Here is a 22105-nt window from a genome sequence, read left to right on the forward strand (position 1 = left end):
CGCCGGACCCCGGTCCGGCGTGGCGTTTCGACAGGTGCGCTCAGTGCGCGAAGTGGCGGGACCCCGTGAGGTAGAGCGTGATGCCCTGCTCCCGGCACAGCTCGATGGTGTCCTTGTCGCGGATGGAGCCGCCCGGGTGCACGATCGCCCGCACGCCGGCCGCGACCAGGATCTGCGGTCCGTCCGAGAACGGGAAGAAGGCATCCGAGGCCGCGACCGAGCCCTTGGCCCGGTCCCCCGCGCGCTCCACGGCCAGCTTGCAGGAGTCGACGCGGTTGACCTGCCCCATGCCCACGCCGACGGCCGCGCCGTCGTTGGCGAGCAGAATGGCGTTGGACTTCACCGCGCGGCAAGCGCGCCAAGCGAATTCGAGATCGCGCAGGGTCGCCTCGTCGGCGGGCGCACCGGCGGCCAGGGTCCAGTTGGCCGCGCTGTCACCCTCGGCGTCCAGGATGTCGCGCTGCTGCAGCAGCGCGCCGCCGCTGATCGGGCGCAGCTCCGCACCGCGACGCTGGGCCGGCTGGGCGATGAGCACCCGCACGTTCTTCTTGCGCTGCAACACCTCCACCGCGCCGTTGGCGTAGCCCGGGGCCACGATCACCTCGGTGAAGATCTCGGCGACCTGCTCGGCCATCTCCACCGACACCTCGCGGTTGGCCGCGATCACGCCGCCGTACGCGGAGACCGGGTCGGTGGCGTGCGCCTTGCGATGCGCCTCGGCGATATCCGCGCCGATCGCGACGCCACACGGGTTGGCGTGCTTGATGACCGCCACGGCGGGCGCGTCGAAGTCGTAGGCGGCGCGCCAGGCGGCGTCGGCATCGGTGTAGTTGTTGTACGACATCTCCTTGCCGTGCAACTGTTCGGCCTGCGCCAGGCCCGCGGCCCCGCCCTCGCTGCGGTAGAGCGCGGCGGCCTGGTGCGGGTTCTCGCCGTAGCGCAGCACGTCCTCGCGGGTCCAGGTGCCGCCGACCCAGGCCGGGAACTGCTGTGCCGCTTCGGGTTCCGGCGTCGCGGCCGGGACGGCAACGTTGGTCATCCAGCTGGCAACGGCCACGTCGTAACTCGCGGTGTGCTGGAAAGCCTTGGCCGCCAAGGCGGTCCGCTCCGGCAGGGTGAAACCACCGGCGCCGACGGCGGCCAGCACCTGGTCGTAATCGGCGCTGGCGACGACCACCGCGACCGACGGATGATTCTTGGCGGCGGCACGCACCATGGACGGGCCGCCGATGTCGATCTGCTCGACGCACTCGTCGATGGACGCGCCGCTCGCGACGGTCTCGGTGAACGGATACAGGTTCACCACCACCAGCTCGAACGCCGGAACGCCCAGCTCCACGAGCTGCTCGAGATGATCCGGCTTGCGGGTGTCGGCGAGGATGCCCGCGTGCACCCGCGGATGCAGGGTCTTGACCCGGCCCTCCAGGGTCTCGGGGAACCCGGTCAGCTCTTCCACCTTCGTCACCGGAATGCCGGCCGCGGCGATCTTGCCCGCCGTCGAACCGGTCGACACCAGCTCGATCCCGGCGGCGTGCAGACCGGTCGCGAGCTCGACGAGCCCGGCCTTGTCGTAGACGCTGACCAGCGCCCGCTTGATCGGGCGGCGGTCACCCACCTCGTTGGCCGCGTCTCCTACCGTCCCCGTGGGATCACTCATGAGGAATAACTGCCTTTCGTCCGTCGGAGACAATGCCTCGCGTGGCGACGGCGGCGACAACCTCCGCCAGCAACCGTCGCTCGACAACCTTGATGCGCTCGTGCAGGCTCGCCTCGTCGTCCCCGGGCAGCACCGCGACCGCCTCCTGGGCCAGGATCGGGCCGGTGTCCACCCCCGAATCGACCAGGTGCACCGTCGAACCGGTGACCCGCACCCCGTAGGCGAGCGCGTCGCGCACGCCGTGCGCGCCCGGGAACGCGGGCAGCAGCGCGGGATGGGTATTGAGGATCCGGCCGCCGTACCGGGCCAGGAAGACGGGGCCGAGGATCTTCATGAAGCCGGCCGAGACCACCAGGTCGGGCTGGAACTCGGCGACCGCCTCGGTCAGCGCGACATCCCAGGCGGACCGGTCGGGAAAGTCTTTCAGGGCCACCCGGAAGTGCGGGACGCCCGCGGCGTCGGCGTGCTCGGTGGCGGCGCACGGCCGGTCCACCCCGACCGCGACGATCTTCGCGGGGAACCCGGCGACGCTCGCCGCGTCGAGCAGTGCGCGCAGCAGCGACCCGGTGCCCGAGGCGAGCACGACGACGGTGGCCGGTGCCGCGGTGGGCATCCACGGGGCAGTCGAGGACGTCAGGGTTCTGCTCCTGCGATCGGGCACCAGCCACCGGCGAATCAGCGCCGGGGCGGTGTAGCTCGTGCGAATCGGTGCGACGGCGAAGGATCGGCCCGCCGCCGACATAGAGCCTAGTGGGGTGGGTCAGCTCACTGTCGACCGGTTGCCGGGTGTGCGCGACGAGAGCGTCCGGGCCTCACCGGCTCCGGAAGTACGGCCGCGGATCCGGGTCCGGGTCGGACTCGTGGGTGTCGACCACTTCCGCGTCGACGATGTCGGGCGGCGGTGCGGTGGTCGCGGATTCGCCGGTCGCCGTGACCGCGGGCACGTCGTCCTCCTCGACGAGTTCGCCCTCGACCTCGACCTCCAGCTCGGGGCCGTCGTAGTCGGTGTAGTCCTCGTCGTAGTCGTCGTCCTCGTGGTACTCGGCGTCGGGATCGTCGTCGTAGTAGCCGTCGGGGTCATCGTCGTCGTAGGCGTGCTCGTCGTACTCGCCGTGTTCTTCGAAATAGCTGTGGTCGTCGTCCTCCGGTGCGGCGGCCGCCTCGGTGAACGCGGGCGCCGTACCGACCGGCACCACGAACCAGCGCGCGAACATCAGGCCGACATACCCGGCGATCGCCAGCCAGCCGAAGCTCAGCAGTCCGAACAGCGGCAGGTCCAGCCCGATCGCACCGAAACTGCCGAGCACGCCGCCGCCGATCGCGCCGAGCAGGGTCAGCGCCATGCTGACCAGCGCGGCCGAGACCAGTGTCGCCCACGGCGAGGTGGCTTGATCGGGCGAGGTGCGGCCGCAGTCCAGGCCGTTGAGCACGCCGAGGGCAGCCGGAACCAGCAGGAATACCAGCCACCAGGCCGCGGCCGGGCCCTCGGGCAGCGCCGCGAGCACCGGCACCGCCGGGATCGGGCCGCCGGTCACCGTGAACAGGCCGATCGACGCCTCACCGAAATGCGCGCTCGCGCCGAACAGCACGCCGAGCGCACCGATGACCACGTTCGGCAGGTAGGCCAGCGACAGCACGGTCAGGCCGAGCACGCCCGCGAAGTTGCCGGCCGCCTGGTAGGTGTCGCCGATGCGGGACCAGTGCAGCAGGAACGAGAGCAGGGTCACCACGGTGCCCGCGGCCAGCAGCCGCAGCACGGTGCGGCGCGCGGCGTAGCCGGCGGCCACCGTCCACTCCGGCAGCTCCAGGCGCGAAACCAGCTGGTGGCCGGTCCGAGTGGCGATGCCGCCCGCCGCGGCGAGCAGTTGCAGGCCGATCACCCAGGCGAACGCGGCGAGCGTGTTCGGCGGTTGCAGCGCGACCACGCCGGAGGCGTCCTCGGCGACGGCCGAGCAGACCGCGGTCACCAGCAGCGGGCCCGCCACCGCGGCGCCCGCCAGCCAGGCCAGATCGGCGCGGGAACTGTCCGGTTCGACCGCGCGGGCGCACTCGCGCCAGGTCAGCCACAGGACCAGCCCGGTCGGCAGCAGCGGCAGCAGGCCGAGGGAAGTGGTGCCGATCACCAGCGGAACCTGATGCGCCGCAAGCCAGGTCGCGGCGATGGCGCCGGCGGTGCCGGTCAGGTCGCTGCGCGCGGTCAGCAGCGTGAGCAGCACGAGCACGGTGATCACGGTCAGCGCCAGCGCCGCGGGGCGGGCGGCCACCAGCAGCAGGGCCCGGCCGCGCTCCGGGGTCAGGGCGAGAAAGGCGACGTCGTCACCGGTGTCGGCCGGCGCACGGCCCTTCTTGGTCGAACGGGTACTGCCGCTCTCCTGGGCATCACGGGAGCCGCCGGTCCACCGCTCGAGGCTATTTCTGGAAGAACTCATGACAATTCAGCGTCTCAGCTTTCCGTCGCGGACGGGGCCAGGCGCGCCGCGAGCACCCACCCTGGTTCGGGGTGGGTGCTCGCGTAGCACTACTCGCGTCGGGGAGCCCGTGCGCCCCAACGCCACTCATCGTTTACTGCTGCTGGTCGTCCGTGGGACGGAAGGCGCGGGTGGCCTTGTTGGCCGGATCCTCGCCCTGCTCGCCGCCGAACGGCTGGCCGGCCTGACCCGGCTGCTGGCCGTAGCTCGGCGTGCCGCCGTACTGGCCCGCCTGCGGGGCGCTGAAGTGCTGCGTCGCGCTGTCGTCGGGACGCGGCTGGCCGGCCTGGCCGTAGGGCGAACCCTGCTGCGGCGCACCGTATCCGGGCTGCTGGCCGTAGGACTGCTGCTGCTGACCGTAACCGGCCTGCTGCTGGCCCGGCTGGCTCTGCTGGCCGTAGGACTGCTGCTGGCCGTAGCCGGCCTGCTGCTGGTACTGGCCGCCGGTGTTGCTGCCGTAGCCGGACTGGCCGAAGGACTGACCGCCCTGCTGACCGCCGAAGGACTGCTGACCGTACGGCTGCCCCGGCTGGCCCTGGCCGCCGAAGGACTGCTGGCCGTAACCGCCCTGGCCGGCGGGGTATCCGCCCTGGCCCGGCGCGGACGCCGGCTTGGGCGCCGGCAGCTTCACCAGGCCCAGGCCGAAGAGCACCACGGCGGCGGCGAGGCCGGCCTGCACCAGACCCAGGAACAGCAGCACCCAGGCGCCGATGCCGGTGTCCAGCCCCTCGGGGAGGCTGAAGGCCTGCACCGCGACGCCGAGGAAACCGGCCACCGCGGCAGCGCCGGAGATGGCCTTCCAGTTCTGCTCGGGCAGCAGCGAGAGCCCGGCGAGCAGGCCGCTGAACAGCAGCAGGCCGAGCGGGCCCGCGAGGCCGATCTGGAAGCCGCTCACGCTCTCGTCGGCGACGGAGGCGTAGGGCAGGAAGCCGAGCAGGAAGTTCACAGCACCGAGCGCGGCGACACCGACGAGCAGGAAGAACGGAAGTCCCTTGCCCTCGGACCCGGACGCACTCGCACCTGAACCGCCACTGCTGGCCGGCTGGCCGAGATTGCTTGGTGCGGAAGGCGTTGCGGGTGTGTTGTACCCGGAGCCCCCGGTCGGGTATGACATGTCGTCGTCTCCTACGTCGATCGTTTCGTGCGTTTCGTGCTTAACACGTCTGGAACCTCTCTTGACGCTACTGCACTCGTCCGCCGAGGTCACCCTCAACCAACCGGACGCCTTGCTGAAACGCCAAATACAAAGGCCGCCCTCAGGTTCTGTGGGCGGCCTTCGTACTATTCGGGCGAATCAGGCGGTGATGCTCGCCTTTTCCAGAATTTCGCGGGCCAGAGCGGCGGTCGCGGACGGGGTCTTGCCGACCTTCACGCCCGCGGCCTCCAGCGCCTCCTGCTTGGCCTGGGCGGTGCCGCCGCCGGAGGAGACGATGGCGCCGGCGTGGCCCATGGTCTTGCCCTCGGGCGCGGTGAAGCCCGCCACGTAGCCGACGACCGGCTTGGTGACATTGGCCTTGATGTAGGCCGCGGCCCGCTCCTCGGCGTCGCCGCCGATCTCGCCGATCATGACGATGAGCTTGGTCTCGGGGTCCTTCTCGAACGCCTCGATGGCGTCGATGTGGGTGGTGCCGATGACCGGGTCGCCGCCGATGCCGATGGCGGTCGAGAAGCCGAAATCGCGCAGCTCGTACATCATCTGGTAGGTCAGGGTGCCGGACTTGGAGACCAGGCCGATCGGGCCCTTGCCGGTGATGTTGGCCGGGGTGATGCCGACCAGCGCCTCACCCGGGGTGATGATGCCGGGGCAGTTCGGGCCGATGATGCGGGTCTTGTTGCCCTTCTCCACGTTGTAGGCCCACGCGTACGCGGTGTCCTGCACCGGGATGCCCTCGGTGATGACCACGAGCAGCGGGATCTCCGCGTCGATGGCCTCCAGGATGGCGTCCTTGGAGAACTTCGGCGGCACGAAGGCGATCGACACGTCGGCGCCGGTCTCCTTGATCGCCTCGGCGACGGTCGCGAACACCGGCAGCTCGACGGCGTTGCCGTCCTTGTCGGTGTGCGAGACCGTGGTGCCGGCCTTGCGGGCGTTCACGCCGCCGACGACCTGGGTGCCCGCCTTCAGCATCAGCGCGGTGTGCTTGGTGCCCTCGCCGCCGGTGATGCCCTGGACGATGACCTTGGAGTCCTTGTTCAGGAAAATAGACATATCTGTTTTGTCCTTACTCGGCCGTCGTTAGCGGGCGGCAGCCAGTTCGGCGGCCTTGTCGGCGCCTTCGTCCATTGTCTGCGCAAGCGTGATGAGCGGGTGTGCTGCCTCGGCGAGAATCTGACGACCCTCGTCCACCTTGTTGCCGTCGAGACGGACGACCAGCGGCTTGTTCGCCTCCGCGCCGAGGATCTCCAGCGCCTTCACGATGCCGTTGGCGACCGCGTCACAGGCGGTGATGCCACCGAAAACGTTCACGAACACGCTCTTGACCTGCTCGTCACCCAGGATGACGTCCAGTCCCGCGGCCATCACCTCGGCCGAGGCGCCGCCGCCGATGTCGAGGAAGTTGGCGGGCTTGACGCCGCCGTGGTTCTCGCCGGCGTAGGCGACGACGTCCAGGGTCGACATGACCAGACCGGCGCCGTTGCCGATGATGCCGACCTCACCGTCGAGCTTGACGTAGTTGAGGTCGTTCTCCTTGGCCTTGAGCTCGAGCGGTTCGGTCGCGTCCAGATCGGCGAACTCCGCGTGGCCCGGCTGCCGGAAGTCGGCGTTCTCGTCCAGGGTGACCTTGCCGTCCAGGGCCAGGATCTCGCCCTCGGGGGTGCGCACCAGCGGGTTGACCTCGACCAGGGTCGCGTCTTCGCCGATGAAGACCTCCCACAGCTTCTGGATGGTCACGGCCGCGGCGTCGAGCACCTCGGCGGGCAGGTGGCCCTGCTCGGCGATGGAACGCGCGAACGCGAGATCGACGCCCTTGACGGCGTCGACAGGAATCTTGGCGAGGCGCTCGGGGGTCTTCTCGGCGACCTCTTCGATCTCCATGCCGCCTTCCACCGAGCACATGGCCAGGTAGGTGCGGTTGGAACGATCCAGCAGGAAGGAGATGTAGTACTCCTCCGCGATGTCCTTGGCCTCGGCGACCAGGACCTTCTTGGTGATGTGGCCCTTGATATCCAGACCGAGGATGTTCGACGCGTGTTCGAACGCATCCGCCGGGGTGGCGGCGTACTTCACGCCACCGGCCTTACCGCGGCCGCCGACCTTCACCTGGGACTTGATCATCACCGGCTTGCCGATTTCCTCGGCGATGGCGCGGGCGTCCTCGGCAGTATCCGTGACGCGGCCCTCGGACGAAGGCACTCCGTGCTTAACGAAGAGCTCCTTCGCCTGATATTCGAAGAGATCCATGTACTCACCGTCTCGTCTGCGTTGCTATGACAACGTCTTTGTTGGCGGCCCGAACGTCGGAAGCGGGTCGGGTCGGACTCTAACCAGTCACATGGAGGGCCAATCGGCCACGTTCATCGTAAGTGGCGCAGGTCACGGGCAGATACGCGGCGCGGAAAAACCGCTGGCCAACACTACTGACGAGTAGCTTGTTGACGCCGCGCCAGGTAAACCGGGACATCCCGCCCATCACGGGCAAAGTACTACGCAGCGTCGTCGGGTAGCCTCACCAGAGTGCCCCGCACGGCGTGAGAAATTCCGCACCGTTACCGTGATCAATCTCACATGTTTGGCTCGATCGCGCGCAACGCTTGCGGACCCTGCAATCGTTTCGTTACCGTCAATGCGGTCGATGTCACAACTCGGTCACAACCAGGAGGACGGCAAGCTTGACGCACAGCAGCACTCCACAGGTTCACCGTTCCCTGTGGGCGCCAGTTTCTCCTCGTAGCACCCGCTTTTCGCGCTTCATGATGTGGCATCTCCGATGAATCATCGCTCCACCCTCAATTCCGATAATCGCGCTCGCTCGGGTCATCGTTATCGCGACGACAACGAACCCGCCGCCACCGCCGATCAGGGCAGACGAGCCTTCCCGTCGTCCAACAGCCGGTACGCCGCAGCGGCACCCGCCGCCGCGCCCGCGCCCCAGCAGTACGACGACTACGCCGCCTACGACAACGGCGGCTACGACAACAACGGCTGGGCCACCAACAACGAGTGGGCGCAGGCGGATTCGTGGTCCGACGGCGGCGCCTGGGCGGCCAACGACAACTGGTCGGCCGAAGAGGGCACCTGGTCCCCCGACGTCGACAACAACTGGGCTCCCGAAGCCGAGCAGCCCTGGGCACCCGCCGCCGACGAGTGGACCCCGGATTCCAGCGGCGCCTGGGCGCCCGAGTCCACCGAGATCCCCGCGCTGCCCAAGGCGCGGCGCGGTGGCGCGCACCGGATGCCCGCACCGCCGGCCGCCCTCAAGGGCCGCGCCGCGGTCGTCGCCGTGGCCGCGGGTGCGGTCGTCGCCGCCGGCCAGTGCGCCATGGCCTCCCCCAAAGAGGCTTCGCAGACCATCGATTACGAAGCGTCGGGCCAGATCCACGAGATCGCCGCGCAGTCGGTCAGCCTGGAGGAGCCCGGCGCCTCGGCCGTCGCACCGCAGGTCTTGAACGTCTCCTCCCCCGCGAACTTCGGTCAGTTCTCCGACATCCTGGAGAAGGGCCGCAAGTACGCCGAGGATCTCGCCGCGGCCGAGGCCGCCAAGCTGCGGCCGCTGTTCGTGAAGTTCACCTCGGGTAACTACACCTCCGGCTACGGCGCCCGCTGGGGTGTGCAGCATCTCGGCATCGACGTCGCCGGGCCGATCGGCACGCCGATCTACGCGGTCGCCGACGGCACCGTGCTCGAGGCGGGCCCCGCCGCCGGCTTCGGCATGTGGGTGCGCCTGCTGCACGACGACGGCACCGTCACCATCTACGGCCACATCGACACCGCCACGGTGTCGCAGGGGACCCGCGTGATGGCCGGCGACCAGATCGCCACCATGGGCAACCGCGGCTTCTCCACCGGCCCGCACTGCCACTTCGAGGTCTGGCTGAACGGCGTCGACAAGGTCGACCCGGTGCCGTGGCTCGCCACCCGGGGCATCGGCCTCGGTGTCCAGCGCGATTGACGCCGCCGCCCTGAATCGCCGTCGCTCCAACTGATTTCGCGGCGGCGCGGGTAGCGTTGCCGGGATGACGGCGATGTCGTGGGGCCACCTTGCCGAGCGGGTACTGGCAGTCGCCGGCTCCGGCCGCTATCTCCTCGGCGTCGCGGGCCCGCCCGGAGCCGGGAAATCGACATTCGCGACAGGTTTGCGGGACGCCCTCAATGTCCGCGAGGGGTACCCGGTCGCGGAGATCGCGCCGATGGACGGTTACCACCTGCGCAATGCCGAACTGCGGGCGGCGGGCAAGCTGGCGCGCAAGGGCGAGCCGGACACCTTCGACGCGGCGGGCTTCGTGGAAAACCTGCGCCGCCTGCGTGATACCCCGCTCGGCACGGCGGTCCCGTGGCCGACCTTCGATCGCAGATCCGACGAACCCACCCCGGGCGGCCTCGTTTTCACCGAGCAGCGCATCGTCGTCACCGAGGGCAACTATCTGCTGTTCGACGACGACGAAGGCCAGGAATGGTCGGCGGTGCGCAAGTTGCTCGACGAGTGCTGGTACCTCGACGCCGACCGGAGACTGCTGGAGAAGCGGCTGCTGCGCCGCCATATCCGCGGCGGCCGGACGGTGGGCGCCGCGCGACTGAAGGTGCACGAGAGCGATTTCCGCAACGCCGACCGCATCACCGCCACCCGGGACCGCGCGGATCTGGTGCTGCGCGGCCATCAGGGGCGGTACTACCTGGAATAGCGCCTAGCGGTGCGCGCGGTACCAGCCGATCAGCGCGTCGGTGGAGGAATCACCCTGGGAGGCCGGTTCTTCCGGCGCGGTGAGCAGGGGTGCCAGCTCGAGGGCCTGCTGCTTGCCCAGCTCCACGCCCCACTGGTCGAAGCTGTCGATACCCCAGATGGTGCCCTCGACGAAGACCTGGTGCTCGTAGAGGGCGATCAGCTGACCCACCACCGACGGGGTGAGCTGCGGCGCCAGGATGGTGCTGCTGGGCCGGTTGCCCGGCATCACCTTGTGCGGCACCACCTTCGGGTCGGTGCCCTCGGCGGCGATCTCCTCGGCGGTCTTGCCGAAGGCGAGCACCTTGGTCTGGGCGAACAGGTTGCTCATCAGGATGTCGTGCATGCTGCCGGTGCCGTCGCGGGTCGGCAGATCGTCGGTGGGCCGGGCGAATCCGAGGAAATCGGCCGGGATCAGCCGGGTGCCCTGATGCAGCAGCTGATAGAAGGCATGCTGGCCGTTGGTGCCCGGCTCGCCCCAGAAGATCTCCCCGGTGGAGGTGGTCACCGGGGTGCCGTCGGCGCGCACCGATTTGCCGTTGGACTCCATGGTGAGCTGCTGGAGATAGGCCGGGAACCGCGCCAGGTCGTTCGAATACGGCAGCACCGCACGCGATTCCGCGCCGAAGAAGTTCGAGTACCAGACGCCGAGCAGCCCGAGCAGGACCGGCGCGTTGCGCTCCAGCGGCGCGGTCGCGAAATGCGTGTCCACCGCGTGCATTCCGGCCAGGAACTCGCCGAAGCGCGCGCGGCCGATGGTCGCCATGACCGACAGGCCGATCGCGGAATCGACCGAGTAGCGACCGCCCACCCAGTCCCAGAAGCCGAACATGTTGGCGGTATCGATGCCGAACTCCGCCACCCGTTCGGCGTTGGTGGAGACCGCGACGAAGTGCTTGGCGACCGCGTCCTCGCCCAGGGCGGCGACCAGCCAGCGCCGGGCCGCGGTGGCGTTGGTGAGCGTCTCCAGCGTCGAAAACGTCTTGGAGGCAACGATGAACAGCGTGCGCGCCGGATCCAGGCCGGTCAGTTTCGCGACCAGATCGGCCGGATCGACGTTGGAGACGAACCGGGCGTCGATCCCGGCGTCGGCGTAGTGCCGCAGCGCCCGGTGCACCATGTCGGGCCCGAGATCCGAGCCGCCGATGCCGATGTTCACCACGGTGCCGATGCGTTCGCCGGTCGCGCCGCGCCACTCGCCCGAGCGCAGCGCGTCGGTGAATTCGCCCATGCGGCGCAGCACTTCGTGCACCTCGGCCCCGGCCTCGGCGCCGTCCAGGACGACCTGCTCGCCCTCGGGCAGGCGCAATGCGACATGCCCGACGGCACGATCCTCGGAGGTGTTGATGTGCGCGCCGCGCAGCATCGCGTCGCGGCGTTCCTCGACGCCGGCCTCCTGCGCCAATTGCACCAGCAGGTGCAGGGTTTCGCGGGTGACGCGGTGCTTGCTGTAGTCGATGTGCAGGTCACCGACCGCGACTGTCAGCTCACGGCCGCGCGCGGGATCGTCGGCGAAGAGCTCTCTGAGGTGCCGCTGCGCCACCGCGTCGTAGTGCTCGTGCAGTTTCCGCCAGGCCGCCGTTGCGGTGATGTCGCTGCTCACGAGTGCCGAGGTTACTGGCCGCGGGTCCGTCGCGCACGAGAACCACCCACCGAGCGGGGCCCGAAGGCGCCGCCGGGTAATCCACGCCGGGTTTGCCCGGCTTCCCGGACCGCCCGCGGCCTAGGCTGGGCCCCATGGTGTCGAAGAGCGAATTACTGCAATCCGTACCTACGCAGCTGTGGATCGGCGGTCCCGTCGACGCCGCCGGCGGCGGCACCTTCGAGGTGCACGATCCGGCCACCGGGGACGTGCTCACCCGGGTCGCCGACGCGACCCCCGAGGACGCGGTGCGCGCCCTGGACGCGGCGGTCGCGGCGCAGGCCGACTGGGCGGCCACCCCGGCCCGGGAGCGCGGCGAGATCCTGCGCGCGGTCTTCGAGCGGCTGACCGCCCGGGCCGAGGAATTCGCCCTGCTGATGACCCTGGAAATGGGCAAGGCGCTGCCGGAGAGCCGCAACGAGGTGCGCTACGGCGCCGAGTTCTTCCGCTGGTTCGCCGAGGAGGCGGTGCGGGTGCACGGCCGCTACCTGCGGGCGCCGTCGGGCAACGGCCGGATCATGGTGCACAAGCAGCCGGTCGGGCCGTGCCTGGCCATCACACCGTGGAACTTTCCGCTGGCCATGGGCACCCGCAAGATCGGCCCCGCGCTGGCCGCCGGCTGCACCATGATCGTCAAGCCGGCCTCGGCGACGCCGCTGACCATGCTGGCGCTGGCACAGCTGTGCAGCGACGCCGGGCTGCCCGACGGCGTGCTGTCGGTGATCACGACCAGCCGTTCCAGTGCCGTCACGCAGCCGCTGCTCGACGATTCCCGGCTGCGCAAGCTCACCTTCACCGGATCCACCGGAGTCGGTAAGAAGCTCGTCCAGCAGGCCGCGAACGGCCTGCTGCGCACCTCGATGGAGCTCGGCGGCAACGCGCCCTTCGTGGTCTTCGACGACGCCGACGTGGACGCGGCCGTGCAGGGCGCGATGCTGGCCAAGCTGCGCAACGGCGGCGAGGCGTGCACCGCGGCCAATCGCTTCCACGTGCAGAACGGCGTGCTGGAGGAGTTCACCACCAAGCTGGTCGAGGCGATGTCGAGCCAGGTGCGCCTGGGCCCCGGCGCGGACCCGGAGACCACGCTCGGCCCGCTGATCAACGCCGACCAGCTGGAGACCGTCACCGAGCTCGTCGACGACGCCGTGGCGGCGGGCGCGCGGGTCCGCCTCGGCGGCAAGGCGCCCGGCGGTCCCGGCTGGTTCTACCCCGCCACCATCCTCAGCGAGGTCCCCGCGCACGCCCGCATCCTGCGCGAGGAGGTGTTCGGGCCGGTCGCGCCGATCGTCGGATTCGAGACCGAGAGCGAAGGGCTCGCGGCCGCCAACGACACCGAATTCGGCCTGGTCGCTTACGTTTACACGCGCGATCTGGATCGCGCCCTGCGCATCGCGGAGGGCCTGGAATCCGGCATGGTCGGGGTCAACCGGGGTGTCATCTCCGATCCCGCCGCGCCCTTCGGCGGCGTCAAGGAGTCCGGCTTCGGCCGCGAGGGCGGCACCGAGGGCATCGAGGAGTATCTCTACACCAAGTACATCGCCCTGACCTGAGAAAACAAACGACCGCCCCGGGGTGCGTAGACACCCGGGGCGGCCTTGGGAAACGGTGGGGTCGTGCTAACACCGCAAAGTTTCGGGGCCTAGCGGCCCGAGGGGTTCGAGATCTCAGTGACCGAGGCGGCCGCGGCCGAGGCGCAGCAGCAGCATGGCCAGGGTGTGACCTTCCTGGCCCAGCTCGCTGAAGCGTTCCAGTACCTTCATTTCGCGGCTGTGCACCAGCCGCGGGCCGCCCGACGCCATCCGAGTGCGACCGATGATGCGCGAGATTTCGGTGCGGCGCTTGATGGCGGCCAGGATCTCGGCGTCGAGCTGATCGATCTCCTTGCGGAGCTTGTCGATCTCAGCCTCGCTCTGCGGCAGCGCCGCATCGGAGCCGTGCGTCGTGGCAGGGGTGCTCATCATTCATCTCCTCGTGTCAGAACATGGATCGGCTGGCGCGCGCGGGCTGTTACCGTCCGGTCCGGTTCTTTCACCCGTGATTTAGACCTGGTGGTCTTCCATCGTCCCCCCAGAAAGTACGCTCAGCTACTCGAATCGCGTCCGGCGGCGGTGTCCGGCGGGTTTCCGGAAGGGCGCAGACGCGGCAACGCAGAGCATGTGGCCAGTCTGCCACGGGTCCGAAGCAATGCAAAACACTTCTATTTGCAAATCTGCGAGGCCGGCCGGGTGCGGGACGCCACCGGGGGCTTCTGCCTTGTCGGTGCCCGCCGGTAGCGTGGATGGGCAATGGACATCACGGTGGCTCCTCAGACTCAGGCCGGTCGGAACCGGCATCCCGACGCTTCCCCGAACGCGCAGGTCGAACCCGGTCCCACGGGCTCCGCGGCCGCGCCGGGCTCGCTCGCCGAACAGGCACAGCGCCGGGCCGACGAGCAGGAGCGGCGGCGTGCCGAGCGCAATCAGCACCGCACCGAGGAGTCCGACCGGCTGCTGGAGGGGCTGAATCCGCAGCAGCGGGCGGCGGTCGTGCACACCGGCGCCCCCCTGCTGATCGTCGCGGGCGCCGGTTCCGGCAAGACGGCCGTGCTGACCCGCCGCATCGCGTATCTGCTCGCCGCGCGCGGCGCCACCCCGGGCCAGATCCTGGCCATCACCTTCACCAACAAGGCCGCCGCGGAGATGCGTGAGCGGGTCACCGGCCTGGTCGGCCCGCGCGCCAACAACATGTGGGTGTCGACCTTCCACTCCAGTTGCGTGCGCATTCTGCGCATGCAGGCGGCCCTGCTGCCCGGCCTGAATTCGAATTTCTCGATCTACGACGCCGACGATTCCCGGCGCCTGCTCACCATGATCAGTCGCGATTTCGATATCGACACGAAGAAATACTCCGCGCGGCTGCTGTCCACCGCCATTTCCAATCTGAAGAACGAATTGATCGATCCGGCGCAGGCCACCGCCGACGCGGCCACCGACGCCAGCGGTGAATTGCCGGTTCTGGTGGCGCGGGTCTACACCGAATACCAGCGCCGGCTGCGCGCGGCGAACGCCCTGGATTTCGACGATCTGATCGGCGAGACGGTCGGGCTGCTGCAGCACCATCCCCAGATCGCCGAGTACTACCGCCGCCGCTTCCGCCACGTCTTGGTCGACGAATACCAGGACACCAACCACGCGCAGTACGTGCTGGTCCGCGAGCTCGTCGGCCATCACGGCCGTCCGGAGCTCGACGACGCCGACGCGGGCGCCGCCGCCGTCGACCCGGATTTCGAGCCGGTGCACCGCGCCGAGACGGTCCCGCCGAGCGAGCTCTGCGTCGTCGGCGACGCCGACCAGTCGATCTACGCCTTCCGCGGCGCCACCATCCGCAATATCGAGGAATTCGAGCGCGACTTCCCGGATGCGGAAACCATTCTGCTGGAACAGAACTACCGCTCCACCCAGCACATCCTCTCGGCCGCCAACGCGGTCATCTCGCGCAACGAGAACCGGCGCGAGAAGAAGCTGTGGACCGATTCCGGCGAGGGCGATCTGATCGTCGGTTACGTCGCCGACAACGAGCACGACGAGGCCTCGTTCGTGGCCCGCGAGATCGATCGCCTGGTGGATCAGGGCGACGCGAACTACAGCGACGTGGCGGTGTTCTACCGCACCAACAACAATTCGCGGGCGCTGGAAGAGATCTTCATCCGGATGGGCCTGCCCTACAAGGTGGTCGGCGGCGTCCGGTTCTACGAGCGCAAGGAGGTCCGCGACATCGTCGCCTACCTGCGCGTGCTGGAGAACCCGGACGACGCGGTGAGCCTGCGCCGCATCCTCAACACCCCGCGCCGCGGCATCGGCGATCGCGCCGAGGCCTGCGTGGCGGTGCACGCCGAGCAGCGCGACATCGGTTTCGCCGCGGCCCTGCGCGACGCCGCCGACGGCAAGGTGGCCCTGCTCAACACCCGCGCGCAGCGGGCGATCGCCGGTTTCCTGGAATTGCTGACCGAGATCCGCGCGGCCGGAGTGCGGGCGGACGCGGATTACCCCGATGTCGGCAATGTGGTCGAGGCCGTGCTGGATCGCACCGGATACCGCGGCGAACTGGAAGCCTCCGACGATCCGCAGGACGGCGCGCGCCTGGACAACCTGAACGAGTTGGTGTCCGTCGCCCGGGAATTCAGTTCCGAGGCGCACAACAACGCGGAAGCGGCGCGCGCCGAGGGCATGCTGCCCGAGGCGGGCGAGGGTGAGCCGGAGCCGGGCTCGCTCGCCGCGTTCCTGGAACGCGTCTCGCTGGTCGCCGACACCGATCAGATCCCGGACGAGGGCACCGGCGTGGTCACCATGATGACGCTGCACACCGCGAAGGGCCTGGAGTTCCCGGTGGTCTTCGTGACCGGCTGGGAGGACGGCCAGTTCCCGCATATGCGCGCCCTCGGCGATCCGGCCGAGCTGGCCGAGGAACGCCGCCTCGCCTACGTGGGCATCACCCGGGCCCGGCGCCGGCTCTACCTGAGCCGCGCGATCATCCGCTCGGCCTGGGGGCAGCCGTCGCAGAACCCGGAATCCCGCTTCCTGCAGGAGATCCCGGGCCACCTGATGGACTGGCAGCGGCTGGAACCGGCGTCCTCGCAGATCAATCGCGGTTTCCGGCGGCGTGGCGAAGACGACGGCATGGAACGCGATTGGACGCGTGGCGACGGCTGGTCGGAGAGCCGCACGGGCGTGCAGAACCGGGGCCCGCGGCGTCCGGCTCCCGGTGCCGCGTCGCCCCGGGGCAACAAGAATCTCGTGCTCGCCGTGGGCGATCGGGTCACCCACGACAAGTACGGTCTGGGCCGCGTGGTCTCCGCCGACGGCGCCGGCCCGCTGGCGACCGTGCTCATCGACTTCGGCGAGGCCGGCAAGGTGCGGCTCATTCCGCAGCACAGCCCGATCGAGAAGCTGTGAGGCGTTTGTCAGTGCGGCAATAGGTCGGCGAGTGCCTCGTCCAGGGTCGGGTACCGGAAGGTGTAGCCCGCCGCGCGCAGCACGGCGGAGGTGGCGTGCCGGCCCGTGAGACCGAGCGCCGCGTCGGTGCGCAGGAACACGGCACCGACGGCGAGCACCGCGGCCGGGGTCGGCGGCGCGGGCGGCCGGTGCAGGTGCCGGCGCAGGGCGGCCATCAGGTCGCGGTTGCGGACGGGGAAGTCGGTGGCGGCCACCAGGATTCCGCTGGGCAGGGTCAGGTCCGGGTCCAGCCCGAGGGCCGCGCGGACGATGGCCAGCCAGTCTTCGACGTGGATCCAGCTGAACCACTGCTCGCCGCTGCCGACGCGCCCACCCAGGCCCGCCTTGGTGAGCTGGGACAGCCGTTTCAAGGCGGGGGCCTGCGGGTCGAGCACGATGGAGGTGCGCAGGATGGTCCACCGCTCGGCGTTGGCGCCGTCGAAGGCGCGCTCCCACGGTTCGGCCACACCGGTCATCTGCGGTAGGCCCACCGGGAGCGGAGTCGTTTCGGTACAGCGGATTTCGCCCGCGTCGGACCAGATGGCGGTCGTGCTGGCCTGCACCCAGTAGTCGATCGGCGCGGGCAGCGTGGCGGCCGCCGCGACCAGCGCCGCGGTGGAATCCACCCGGCTGTCGCGGAGTTCGGCGATATTGCGCGGGGTGGGCCGGACGTCGACCAGCTTGCCCGCCAGGTTGATCAGCGCGGTCGGCCCCGGATTGCGCAGCGCGCCAACCCAAGCGCCGACCGAGCGGCCATCCCACTCGACCTGTTCGAAGGGCAGGGCGGGGTCACGCCGCCGGGTGAGTACGACCGCGCGGTGGCCGCGGCAGGTCAGATCGGCGGCGATGTGCTTGCCCAAAGCGCCGGTGCCACCGGCGATTACGGTCGTCAGGCCGGATTCGGCGGGCGCGATTCCGGCCAACTGCGCCAACCTGGCGAAGCACACGCGCGCATCGTGTTCGAGCAGCGGGCCCACGATGGCGCGGACGATCGGCGCGGACGGGCCGGTGCAGGCCAGCTCCTGCGCGATCAGCGTGCCGCCGTCGGTCGGGGTGAGGGTCCAGGAAATCCGCATCGTCCCAGCGGGTTCCGGCTGTGTCAGGGTCAGCGCGCGGCCCGGTGTCACCGCGGTGATCGTGAACGGTTTCGCGAAGCGCCCGTGGATCAGTTCGTTGGCCCGGCCCCGGGGCAGGTAGTCGCCGGTGGTTCCGGCCGCGACCGGGCCGTCCAGCCGCACCGAGACGACACCCGGATTCCAGTCCGGCCACCGTTGCGGATCCCCCACCACATCCCACACCGCCGCGGCCGGCAGGGCGATGAACTGCGTGTACGTCGTTGTACCTACCATGTTTCCGACGGTAGACCGCGGTGGTGGCACCGGCGGGGAAACCGTGCGCCGGATCACGGCGTGCGCTCGGTCACGGCGGGCTAGTCGCGTTCGGGGCCCAAGCCGATGCCGCGGGTGGCCAGCCACGGCAGCGGATCGATGCGGTCGGTGCCGTTCAGCCAGACCTCGAAATGGCAATGCGGACCGGTGGATTCGCCGCGATTGCCGACGGTCGCGATCTCGTCGCCCGCGAGCACGTGCTGACCGACCGAGACCAGGGCGGTGTTGATGTGGCCGTAGACGGTGACGGTCCCGTCGTCGCCGAGCACCCGGACCCACATGCCGAAGCCCTCCGCCGGGCCCGCGCTGATCACGGTGCCGTCCTCGACCGCGAAGATCGGCGTGCCGATGGGCGCGGCGATGTCGACGCCGGCGTGCAGCACGCCCCAGCGCTGCCCGAATCCGGACGTGAAGGTGCCGGTGGCGAACTTGGTGAACAGCGGGCGCAAGGCGGCATCGGCCTGAGCTTGCAGGTCCTCGGCGAACTTCTCGCCGTTGTGCAGGACGTCGCTGAACTGGCCGAGGTCGGTCGGCGCGGTGTCCTCGAGCAGCTCCGGTTCCGCCGTCACGGATTCGACCGCCTTGGCCTGCCCCACCGCCTGATACGGCACGGTGTCCACCGGCGTTTGACGTTCCAGCCACAGGTGCCCGGCCGAGACGACGGCGCCCGCCGCCATCGCGAGCGCTACGGCTCGTCCGCGCAGCCCGTGCGGTGGCGGTGGCATCCGATGTGCGCCGCGCCGCCGAGTACCCGACTCGGATTGATAGCCAGAAGATCGCTCTTGCACGTACGACCATTCGTGATCAGTGTCCGGCACATAGCCCCGCCCCGGTTTCGCGTGGCGGCTCACCCTGGCAGTCCGACTCGGTCGACGACATGTCCGAAATGCGAATAATCGCTAGCTATCTCACCAATACCCGCATGCATCGAGCTCTGTCGTCCTCCGGTCGCAATGGTCTGTCCAGTCCCAGACCATCGACGGTAACGAACCAGTAGCTACCCCGCAAACCCACCGGTTCCGCGAGCCGCGAAGACGCTCGAGCCATACAGTCACGCTGTGCCTGCCGACTATTCGTCACTGGAGCCCGGGCGCACCGAGCTCCGCGACCGTTTGATCGCCTCGGAACGCGAGTACCTCGGGCTCGAATTCCACGACGCGCCACCGGAACACCCGTGGCACTCACACCTGGGTGGCACGCCCTATCTCCTCGATGGCGTGAGCTACCCGCACGATGCCACCGGGCGGCCGATGACATTCGTGATCCAGCTGAACTTCGCCGAACTGCCGCCGCTGGCCGGGTATCCCGACGCAGGCCTGCTGCAATTCTTCGTAGGCGACGACGACACGTTCGGCTGCGAATACGGTCATGCGCCCGATCGATTCCACGTCGCCTACCACCCGCACATCGATACTTCCTGGGAGCCGCGGACGCCGCTGCCGCCAATCGATGCGTATTGCAGCCCGTTCGATGACGCCGACACCGCTGCGCGCCAGATCACCGCCACCCTGGACCGAATGCCGGTCTCCAGTAGAGATCGCAGATTCAGCGGCTTGGTCGGCGAATCAGACTTCGACACCGGCGAATTGGATGACGACAACGATCACCGCATCGGCGGCTACCCGCGCTTCACGCAATACGACGAGTTACGGGAGCCGGACAAGGACCTGCTGCTCCTGCAACTCGGCGAGTACGCGATCGACGACGGGCGGTGGGTCAGCACAGTCCTGTCCTGGGGCGACGGCGGCGTCGCCCACTTCTCCATCACCGCAGCCGATCTCGCCGCGCGCGACTTCTCCCGGGTGCAGTACTACTGGGAAGGCGGCTGACGCGATTCGCTAGGCGACGTAGGCCCGCTCCAGGATGGACGCGGTGTCGACGCCCGTCGGGAGCGTGCCGTACGCGATACCCCAGTCGCCGCCGAGGCGAGTGGCGCAGAACGCGTCGGCGACGGCGGAGTGCCCGTGGCGCACGAGTTGTGCGCCCTGCAACACCAGGGCCATGAGTTCGATGACGCGGCGCGCCCGATATTCGATGTCGGACAGGTCGGACAGTTCCTTGCCGAGGCGGGCGATCGCGTCGTCCAGGTGCGGGTTCGCGCCGCTGGCGAGGGCGACCTCGTTGAAGTATGCCTCGACGGATTCGGGCTGACGGCCCATGGCGCGCAAGGCATCCAGGGCCGCGACATTGCCGGAGCCCTCCCAGATCGACATGAGCGGGGCCTCCCGGTACAGCCGCGGCATACCCGATTCCTCGGCATAACCGTTGCCGCCGAAGCATTCCAGCGCCTCGGCCGCGTGCGCCGGTGCCCGCTTACAGACCCAGTATTTGGTGACCGCCAGGGCGATGCGGCGCAGGGCGGCCTCGGCCGGGTCGCTGCCGGCCCGATCGGTGGCGCCGGCCAGGCGCATCATGACCGTGGTGGCGGCGTCGGATTCGATCACCAGGTCGGCCAGCACATTGCGCATGGCGGGCTGGTCGATCAGCTTGGCGCCGAAGACTTCCCGGTGCCGGGCATGGTGCACGGCGAGCACCGCGCCGGTGCGCATGCCGGTGGCGGAGCCGATCACGCAGTCCAGGCGGGTCATGTTCACCATCTCGATGATGGTCTTCACGCCCGCGCCCTCGGGGCCGACCAGCCAGCCCGTGGCGTTCTCGTACTCGATCTCCGAGGAGGCGTTGGACTTGTTGCCCAGCTTGTCCTTGAGCCGTTGGATGCGAATCGGATTGCGCGTGCCGTCCGGCAGCACCCGGGGCAGCAGGAAGCAGGACAGGCCGCCCGGCGCCTGGGCCAGGGTGAGGAACATGTCCGACATCGGGGCCGAGGTGAACCACTTGTGGCCGACGATGCGGTAGCTGCCGTCGGGCCGCGGGGTCGCGGCGGTGGTGTTGGCGCGGACGTCGGAGCCGCCCTGCTTCTCCGTCATCGACATGCCCGCGATGAGACCGGCCTTGGTCGAGGGTTCACGCAGGCCGAAATCGTAAGCGCGCGAGGTGAGCAGCGGCTCGAACCGCGCGGCCAGCTCCGGGTTGTGCCGCAACGCCGGGACGATGGCGTAGGTCATCGAGATCGGGCACATGTGCCCGGCCTCGGCCGCACCCCAGGTGTAGAACTTGGCGGCGCGGGCGGCGTGCGCGCCGGCCCGGTCCTCGGCCCACGGCGAGCCGTGCAAGCCCTGGGAGACAGCGACATTCATCAGGTCGTGCCAGTGCGGATGGAACTCGACCTCGTCGATCCGGTGGCCGTAGCGATCGTGGGTGCGCAGCACCGGCGGATGCTCGTTGGCCAGCCGGCCCCACTCCTGGACCTCGAAAGAGCCCGCGCGCACGCCGAGTTCGCGCAGTTCCGGTTCGGACCAGCCCGCACCCTCGCGGTGCAGGCCCTCCAGCAGCGCCGGATTGCGCGACACGTCGAAGGGCGTGATGTCGGGAACTTGGTTGAAGACTTCGTGTGTCGGCATCGACAGGCTCCTACTGGGTAGCGCCGAGGGCGCGCATCGCGAACGAGACGAGTTCGGGGACAACGGTTTCGCCGTGCGGGGCATCGGCCAGCGGGCCGACCAGCACCTCACCGATCGCGCCGACCAGGGCGGCGGCGCTGGTCCGGGCATCCTGCGGCGGCAGTTCACCGCGCGCGACACCCTCGGCCACCGCGAATTCGAAGGCCGCGGCGAAGGCGCGGCGGAAGTGCAGGCGTTCGATGTCGACCACGGCGTCGACCGGCTCGACCAGCAGCACGTAGGCCAGCTTCGGGTTCTTCAGCGCGCGCCCGGCGAAGGTCTCCACGGCCGCGGCGACCCGCTCGGTCGCGCTGCCCAGGGTCGCCGCCGCGCGCACCGCCTCGACCTCCCGGGCGACCACGCGGCGGAAGACCGCGGTCACCAGATCGGTCTTGCCCTCGTAGTGCTTGTAGACGGTGCCGGTCGCCACGCCGGCCTCGTTCGCGACCGCCGCCATGGACAGCCCCGCGAACCCGTCCCGCGACAGCACCCGGCTCGCGGCCTGCACGATCAGCGCTGCCTGCGCGTCGAGTCTGGCCTGCATGGCCGGGGTTCTGCGGTATACCACCCAAGAAGTGAAACATGGATTCACTTCTTCACA

16 protein-coding genes and 1 pseudogene are annotated in these 22105 nt (G+C 69.5%); 5 read left to right on the forward strand and 12 right to left on the reverse strand.

All coding sequences use genetic code 11. The features are described 5' to 3' along the window. Window positions 1–40: 40 nt before the first annotated feature. The 6 genes from purH to sucC form a co-directional block, all read right to left on the reverse strand. Window positions 41–1615, reverse strand: a complete 1575-nt coding sequence (gene purH, locus AB0H76_RS38570; protein ID WP_357332700.1) for a bifunctional phosphoribosylaminoimidazolecarboxamide formyltransferase/IMP cyclohydrolase — start codon at window positions 1613–1615, stop codon at window positions 41–43. A gap of 34 nt (window positions 1616–1649) precedes the next feature. Further along, on the reverse strand, window positions 1650–2270 hold the full coding sequence (gene purN, locus AB0H76_RS38575; RefSeq protein WP_357332606.1) for a phosphoribosylglycinamide formyltransferase: 621 nt from the start codon (window positions 2268–2270) through the stop codon (window positions 1650–1652). Between the two features lie 199 nt (window positions 2271–2469). Next, on the reverse strand, window positions 2470–4086 hold the full coding sequence (locus AB0H76_RS38580; RefSeq protein WP_357332608.1) for a DUF6350 family protein: 1617 nt from the start codon (window positions 4084–4086) through the stop codon (window positions 2470–2472). A gap of 133 nt (window positions 4087–4219) precedes the next feature. Continuing rightward, window positions 4220–5239, reverse strand: coding sequence for a DUF5336 domain-containing protein (locus AB0H76_RS38585; protein WP_357332610.1), 1020 nt, complete (start codon window positions 5237–5239; stop codon window positions 4220–4222). Between the two features lie 180 nt (window positions 5240–5419). Beyond that, window positions 5420–6334, reverse strand: a complete 915-nt coding sequence (sucD, locus tag AB0H76_RS38590; RefSeq protein ID WP_357332612.1) for a succinate--CoA ligase subunit alpha — start codon at window positions 6332–6334, stop codon at window positions 5420–5422. Between the two features lie 27 nt (window positions 6335–6361). Continuing rightward, window positions 6362–7528: an ADP-forming succinate--CoA ligase subunit beta gene (sucC, locus tag AB0H76_RS38595; protein ID WP_357332614.1), complete on the reverse strand. Its 1167-nt coding sequence runs from the start codon at window positions 7526–7528 to the stop codon at window positions 6362–6364. Window positions 7529–8054: 526 nt separating this feature from the next. On the opposite strand from sucC, the gene AB0H76_RS38600 reads away from it, so the two are divergent. Next, window positions 8055–9236: a M23 family metallopeptidase gene (locus AB0H76_RS38600; protein ID WP_357332616.1), complete on the forward strand. Its 1182-nt coding sequence runs from the start codon at window positions 8055–8057 to the stop codon at window positions 9234–9236. A gap of 64 nt (window positions 9237–9300) precedes the next feature. Continuing rightward, window positions 9301–9966 carry a nucleoside/nucleotide kinase family protein gene (locus AB0H76_RS38605; RefSeq protein ID WP_357332618.1) on the forward strand — a complete coding sequence of 222 codons (666 nt, stop codon included), beginning with the start codon at window positions 9301–9303 and terminating at the stop codon, window positions 9964–9966. Between the two features lie 3 nt (window positions 9967–9969). Here the strand turns inward: AB0H76_RS38605 and pgi are convergent, their stop codons facing one another. Continuing rightward, window positions 9970–11607 carry a glucose-6-phosphate isomerase gene (pgi, locus tag AB0H76_RS38610; protein ID WP_357332620.1) on the reverse strand — a complete coding sequence of 546 codons (1638 nt, stop codon included), beginning with the start codon at window positions 11605–11607 and terminating at the stop codon, window positions 9970–9972. 134 nt (window positions 11608–11741) lie between these two features. On the opposite strand from pgi, the gene AB0H76_RS38615 reads away from it, so the two are divergent. Beyond that, entirely contained in the window at window positions 11742–13196 is a 1455-nt protein-coding gene (locus tag AB0H76_RS38615; RefSeq protein WP_357332622.1) for an NAD-dependent succinate-semialdehyde dehydrogenase, read from the forward strand. Between the two features lie 114 nt (window positions 13197–13310). On the opposite strand, the gene AB0H76_RS38620 is transcribed toward AB0H76_RS38615, so the two are convergent. Then, window positions 13311–13604: a chorismate mutase gene (locus tag AB0H76_RS38620; protein WP_357332624.1), complete on the reverse strand. Its 294-nt coding sequence runs from the start codon at window positions 13602–13604 to the stop codon at window positions 13311–13313. 327 nt (window positions 13605–13931) lie between these two features. Here AB0H76_RS38620 and pcrA point away from each other — a divergent pair, with 327 nt between their 5' ends. Beyond that, on the forward strand, window positions 13932–16577 hold the full coding sequence (gene pcrA, locus AB0H76_RS38625; protein WP_357332626.1) for a DNA helicase PcrA: 2646 nt from the start codon (window positions 13932–13934) through the stop codon (window positions 16575–16577). An 8-nt stretch (window positions 16578–16585) separates the two neighbouring features. On the opposite strand, the gene AB0H76_RS38630 is transcribed toward pcrA, so the two are convergent. Then, entirely contained in the window at window positions 16586–17965 is a 1380-nt protein-coding gene (locus AB0H76_RS38630; protein ID WP_357332628.1) for a DUF1731 domain-containing protein, read from the reverse strand. An 80-nt stretch (window positions 17966–18045) separates the two neighbouring features. After that, a pseudogene (locus AB0H76_RS38635) lies at window positions 18046–18747 on the reverse strand (M23 family metallopeptidase); the annotation flags it as partial. 315 nt (window positions 18748–19062) lie between these two features. Between AB0H76_RS38635 and AB0H76_RS38640 the strand changes: the two are divergent. Next, entirely contained in the window at window positions 19063–19833 is a 771-nt protein-coding gene (locus AB0H76_RS38640) for a YwqG family protein (protein ID WP_357332630.1), read from the forward strand. A gap of 9 nt (window positions 19834–19842) precedes the next feature. On the opposite strand, the gene AB0H76_RS38645 is transcribed toward AB0H76_RS38640, so the two are convergent. Both AB0H76_RS38645 and AB0H76_RS38650 read right to left on the reverse strand, forming a co-directional pair. Further along, window positions 19843–21465 carry an acyl-CoA dehydrogenase family protein gene (locus AB0H76_RS38645; protein ID WP_357332632.1) on the reverse strand — a complete coding sequence of 541 codons (1623 nt, stop codon included), beginning with the start codon at window positions 21463–21465 and terminating at the stop codon, window positions 19843–19845. A gap of 10 nt (window positions 21466–21475) precedes the next feature. Next, a complete protein-coding gene (locus AB0H76_RS38650; protein ID WP_357332634.1) occupies window positions 21476–22072 on the reverse strand; it encodes a TetR/AcrR family transcriptional regulator in 597 nt (198 codons plus the stop codon). Between the last annotated feature and the right edge of the window lie 33 nt (window positions 22073–22105).

The sequence above is a fragment of the Nocardia sp. NPDC050712 genome (assembly GCF_040654295.1).
Lineage (GTDB): Bacteria > Actinomycetota > Actinomycetes > Mycobacteriales > Mycobacteriaceae > Nocardia.

Coding starts and splice junctions, on each gene's coding strand:
- purN (WP_357332606.1), bottom strand. CDS start 2,270: ATGCCCACCGCGGCACCGGCCACCGTCGTCGTGCTCGCCTCGGGCACC.
- AB0H76_RS38580 (WP_357332608.1), bottom strand. CDS start 4,086: ATGAGTTCTTCCAGAAATAGCCTCGAGCGGTGGACCGGCGGCTCCCGT.
- AB0H76_RS38585 (WP_357332610.1), bottom strand. CDS start 5,239: ATGTCATACCCGACCGGGGGCTCCGGGTACAACACACCCGCAACGCCT.
- sucD (WP_357332612.1), bottom strand. CDS start 6,334: ATGTCTATTTTCCTGAACAAGGACTCCAAGGTCATCGTCCAGGGCATC.
- sucC (WP_357332614.1), bottom strand. CDS start 7,528: ATGGATCTCTTCGAATATCAGGCGAAGGAGCTCTTCGTTAAGCACGGA.
- AB0H76_RS38600 (WP_357332616.1), top strand. CDS start 8,055: ATGAATCATCGCTCCACCCTCAATTCCGATAATCGCGCTCGCTCGGGT.
- AB0H76_RS38605 (WP_357332618.1), top strand. CDS start 9,301: ATGACGGCGATGTCGTGGGGCCACCTTGCCGAGCGGGTACTGGCAGTC.
- AB0H76_RS38615 (WP_357332622.1), top strand. CDS start 11,742: ATGGTGTCGAAGAGCGAATTACTGCAATCCGTACCTACGCAGCTGTGG.
- AB0H76_RS38620 (WP_357332624.1), bottom strand. CDS start 13,604: ATGAGCACCCCTGCCACGACGCACGGCTCCGATGCGGCGCTGCCGCAG.
- pcrA (WP_357332626.1), top strand. CDS start 13,932: ATGGACATCACGGTGGCTCCTCAGACTCAGGCCGGTCGGAACCGGCAT.
- AB0H76_RS38630 (WP_357332628.1), bottom strand. CDS start 17,965: ATGGTAGGTACAACGACGTACACGCAGTTCATCGCCCTGCCGGCCGCG.
- AB0H76_RS38645 (WP_357332632.1), bottom strand. CDS start 21,465: ATGCCGACACACGAAGTCTTCAACCAAGTTCCCGACATCACGCCCTTC.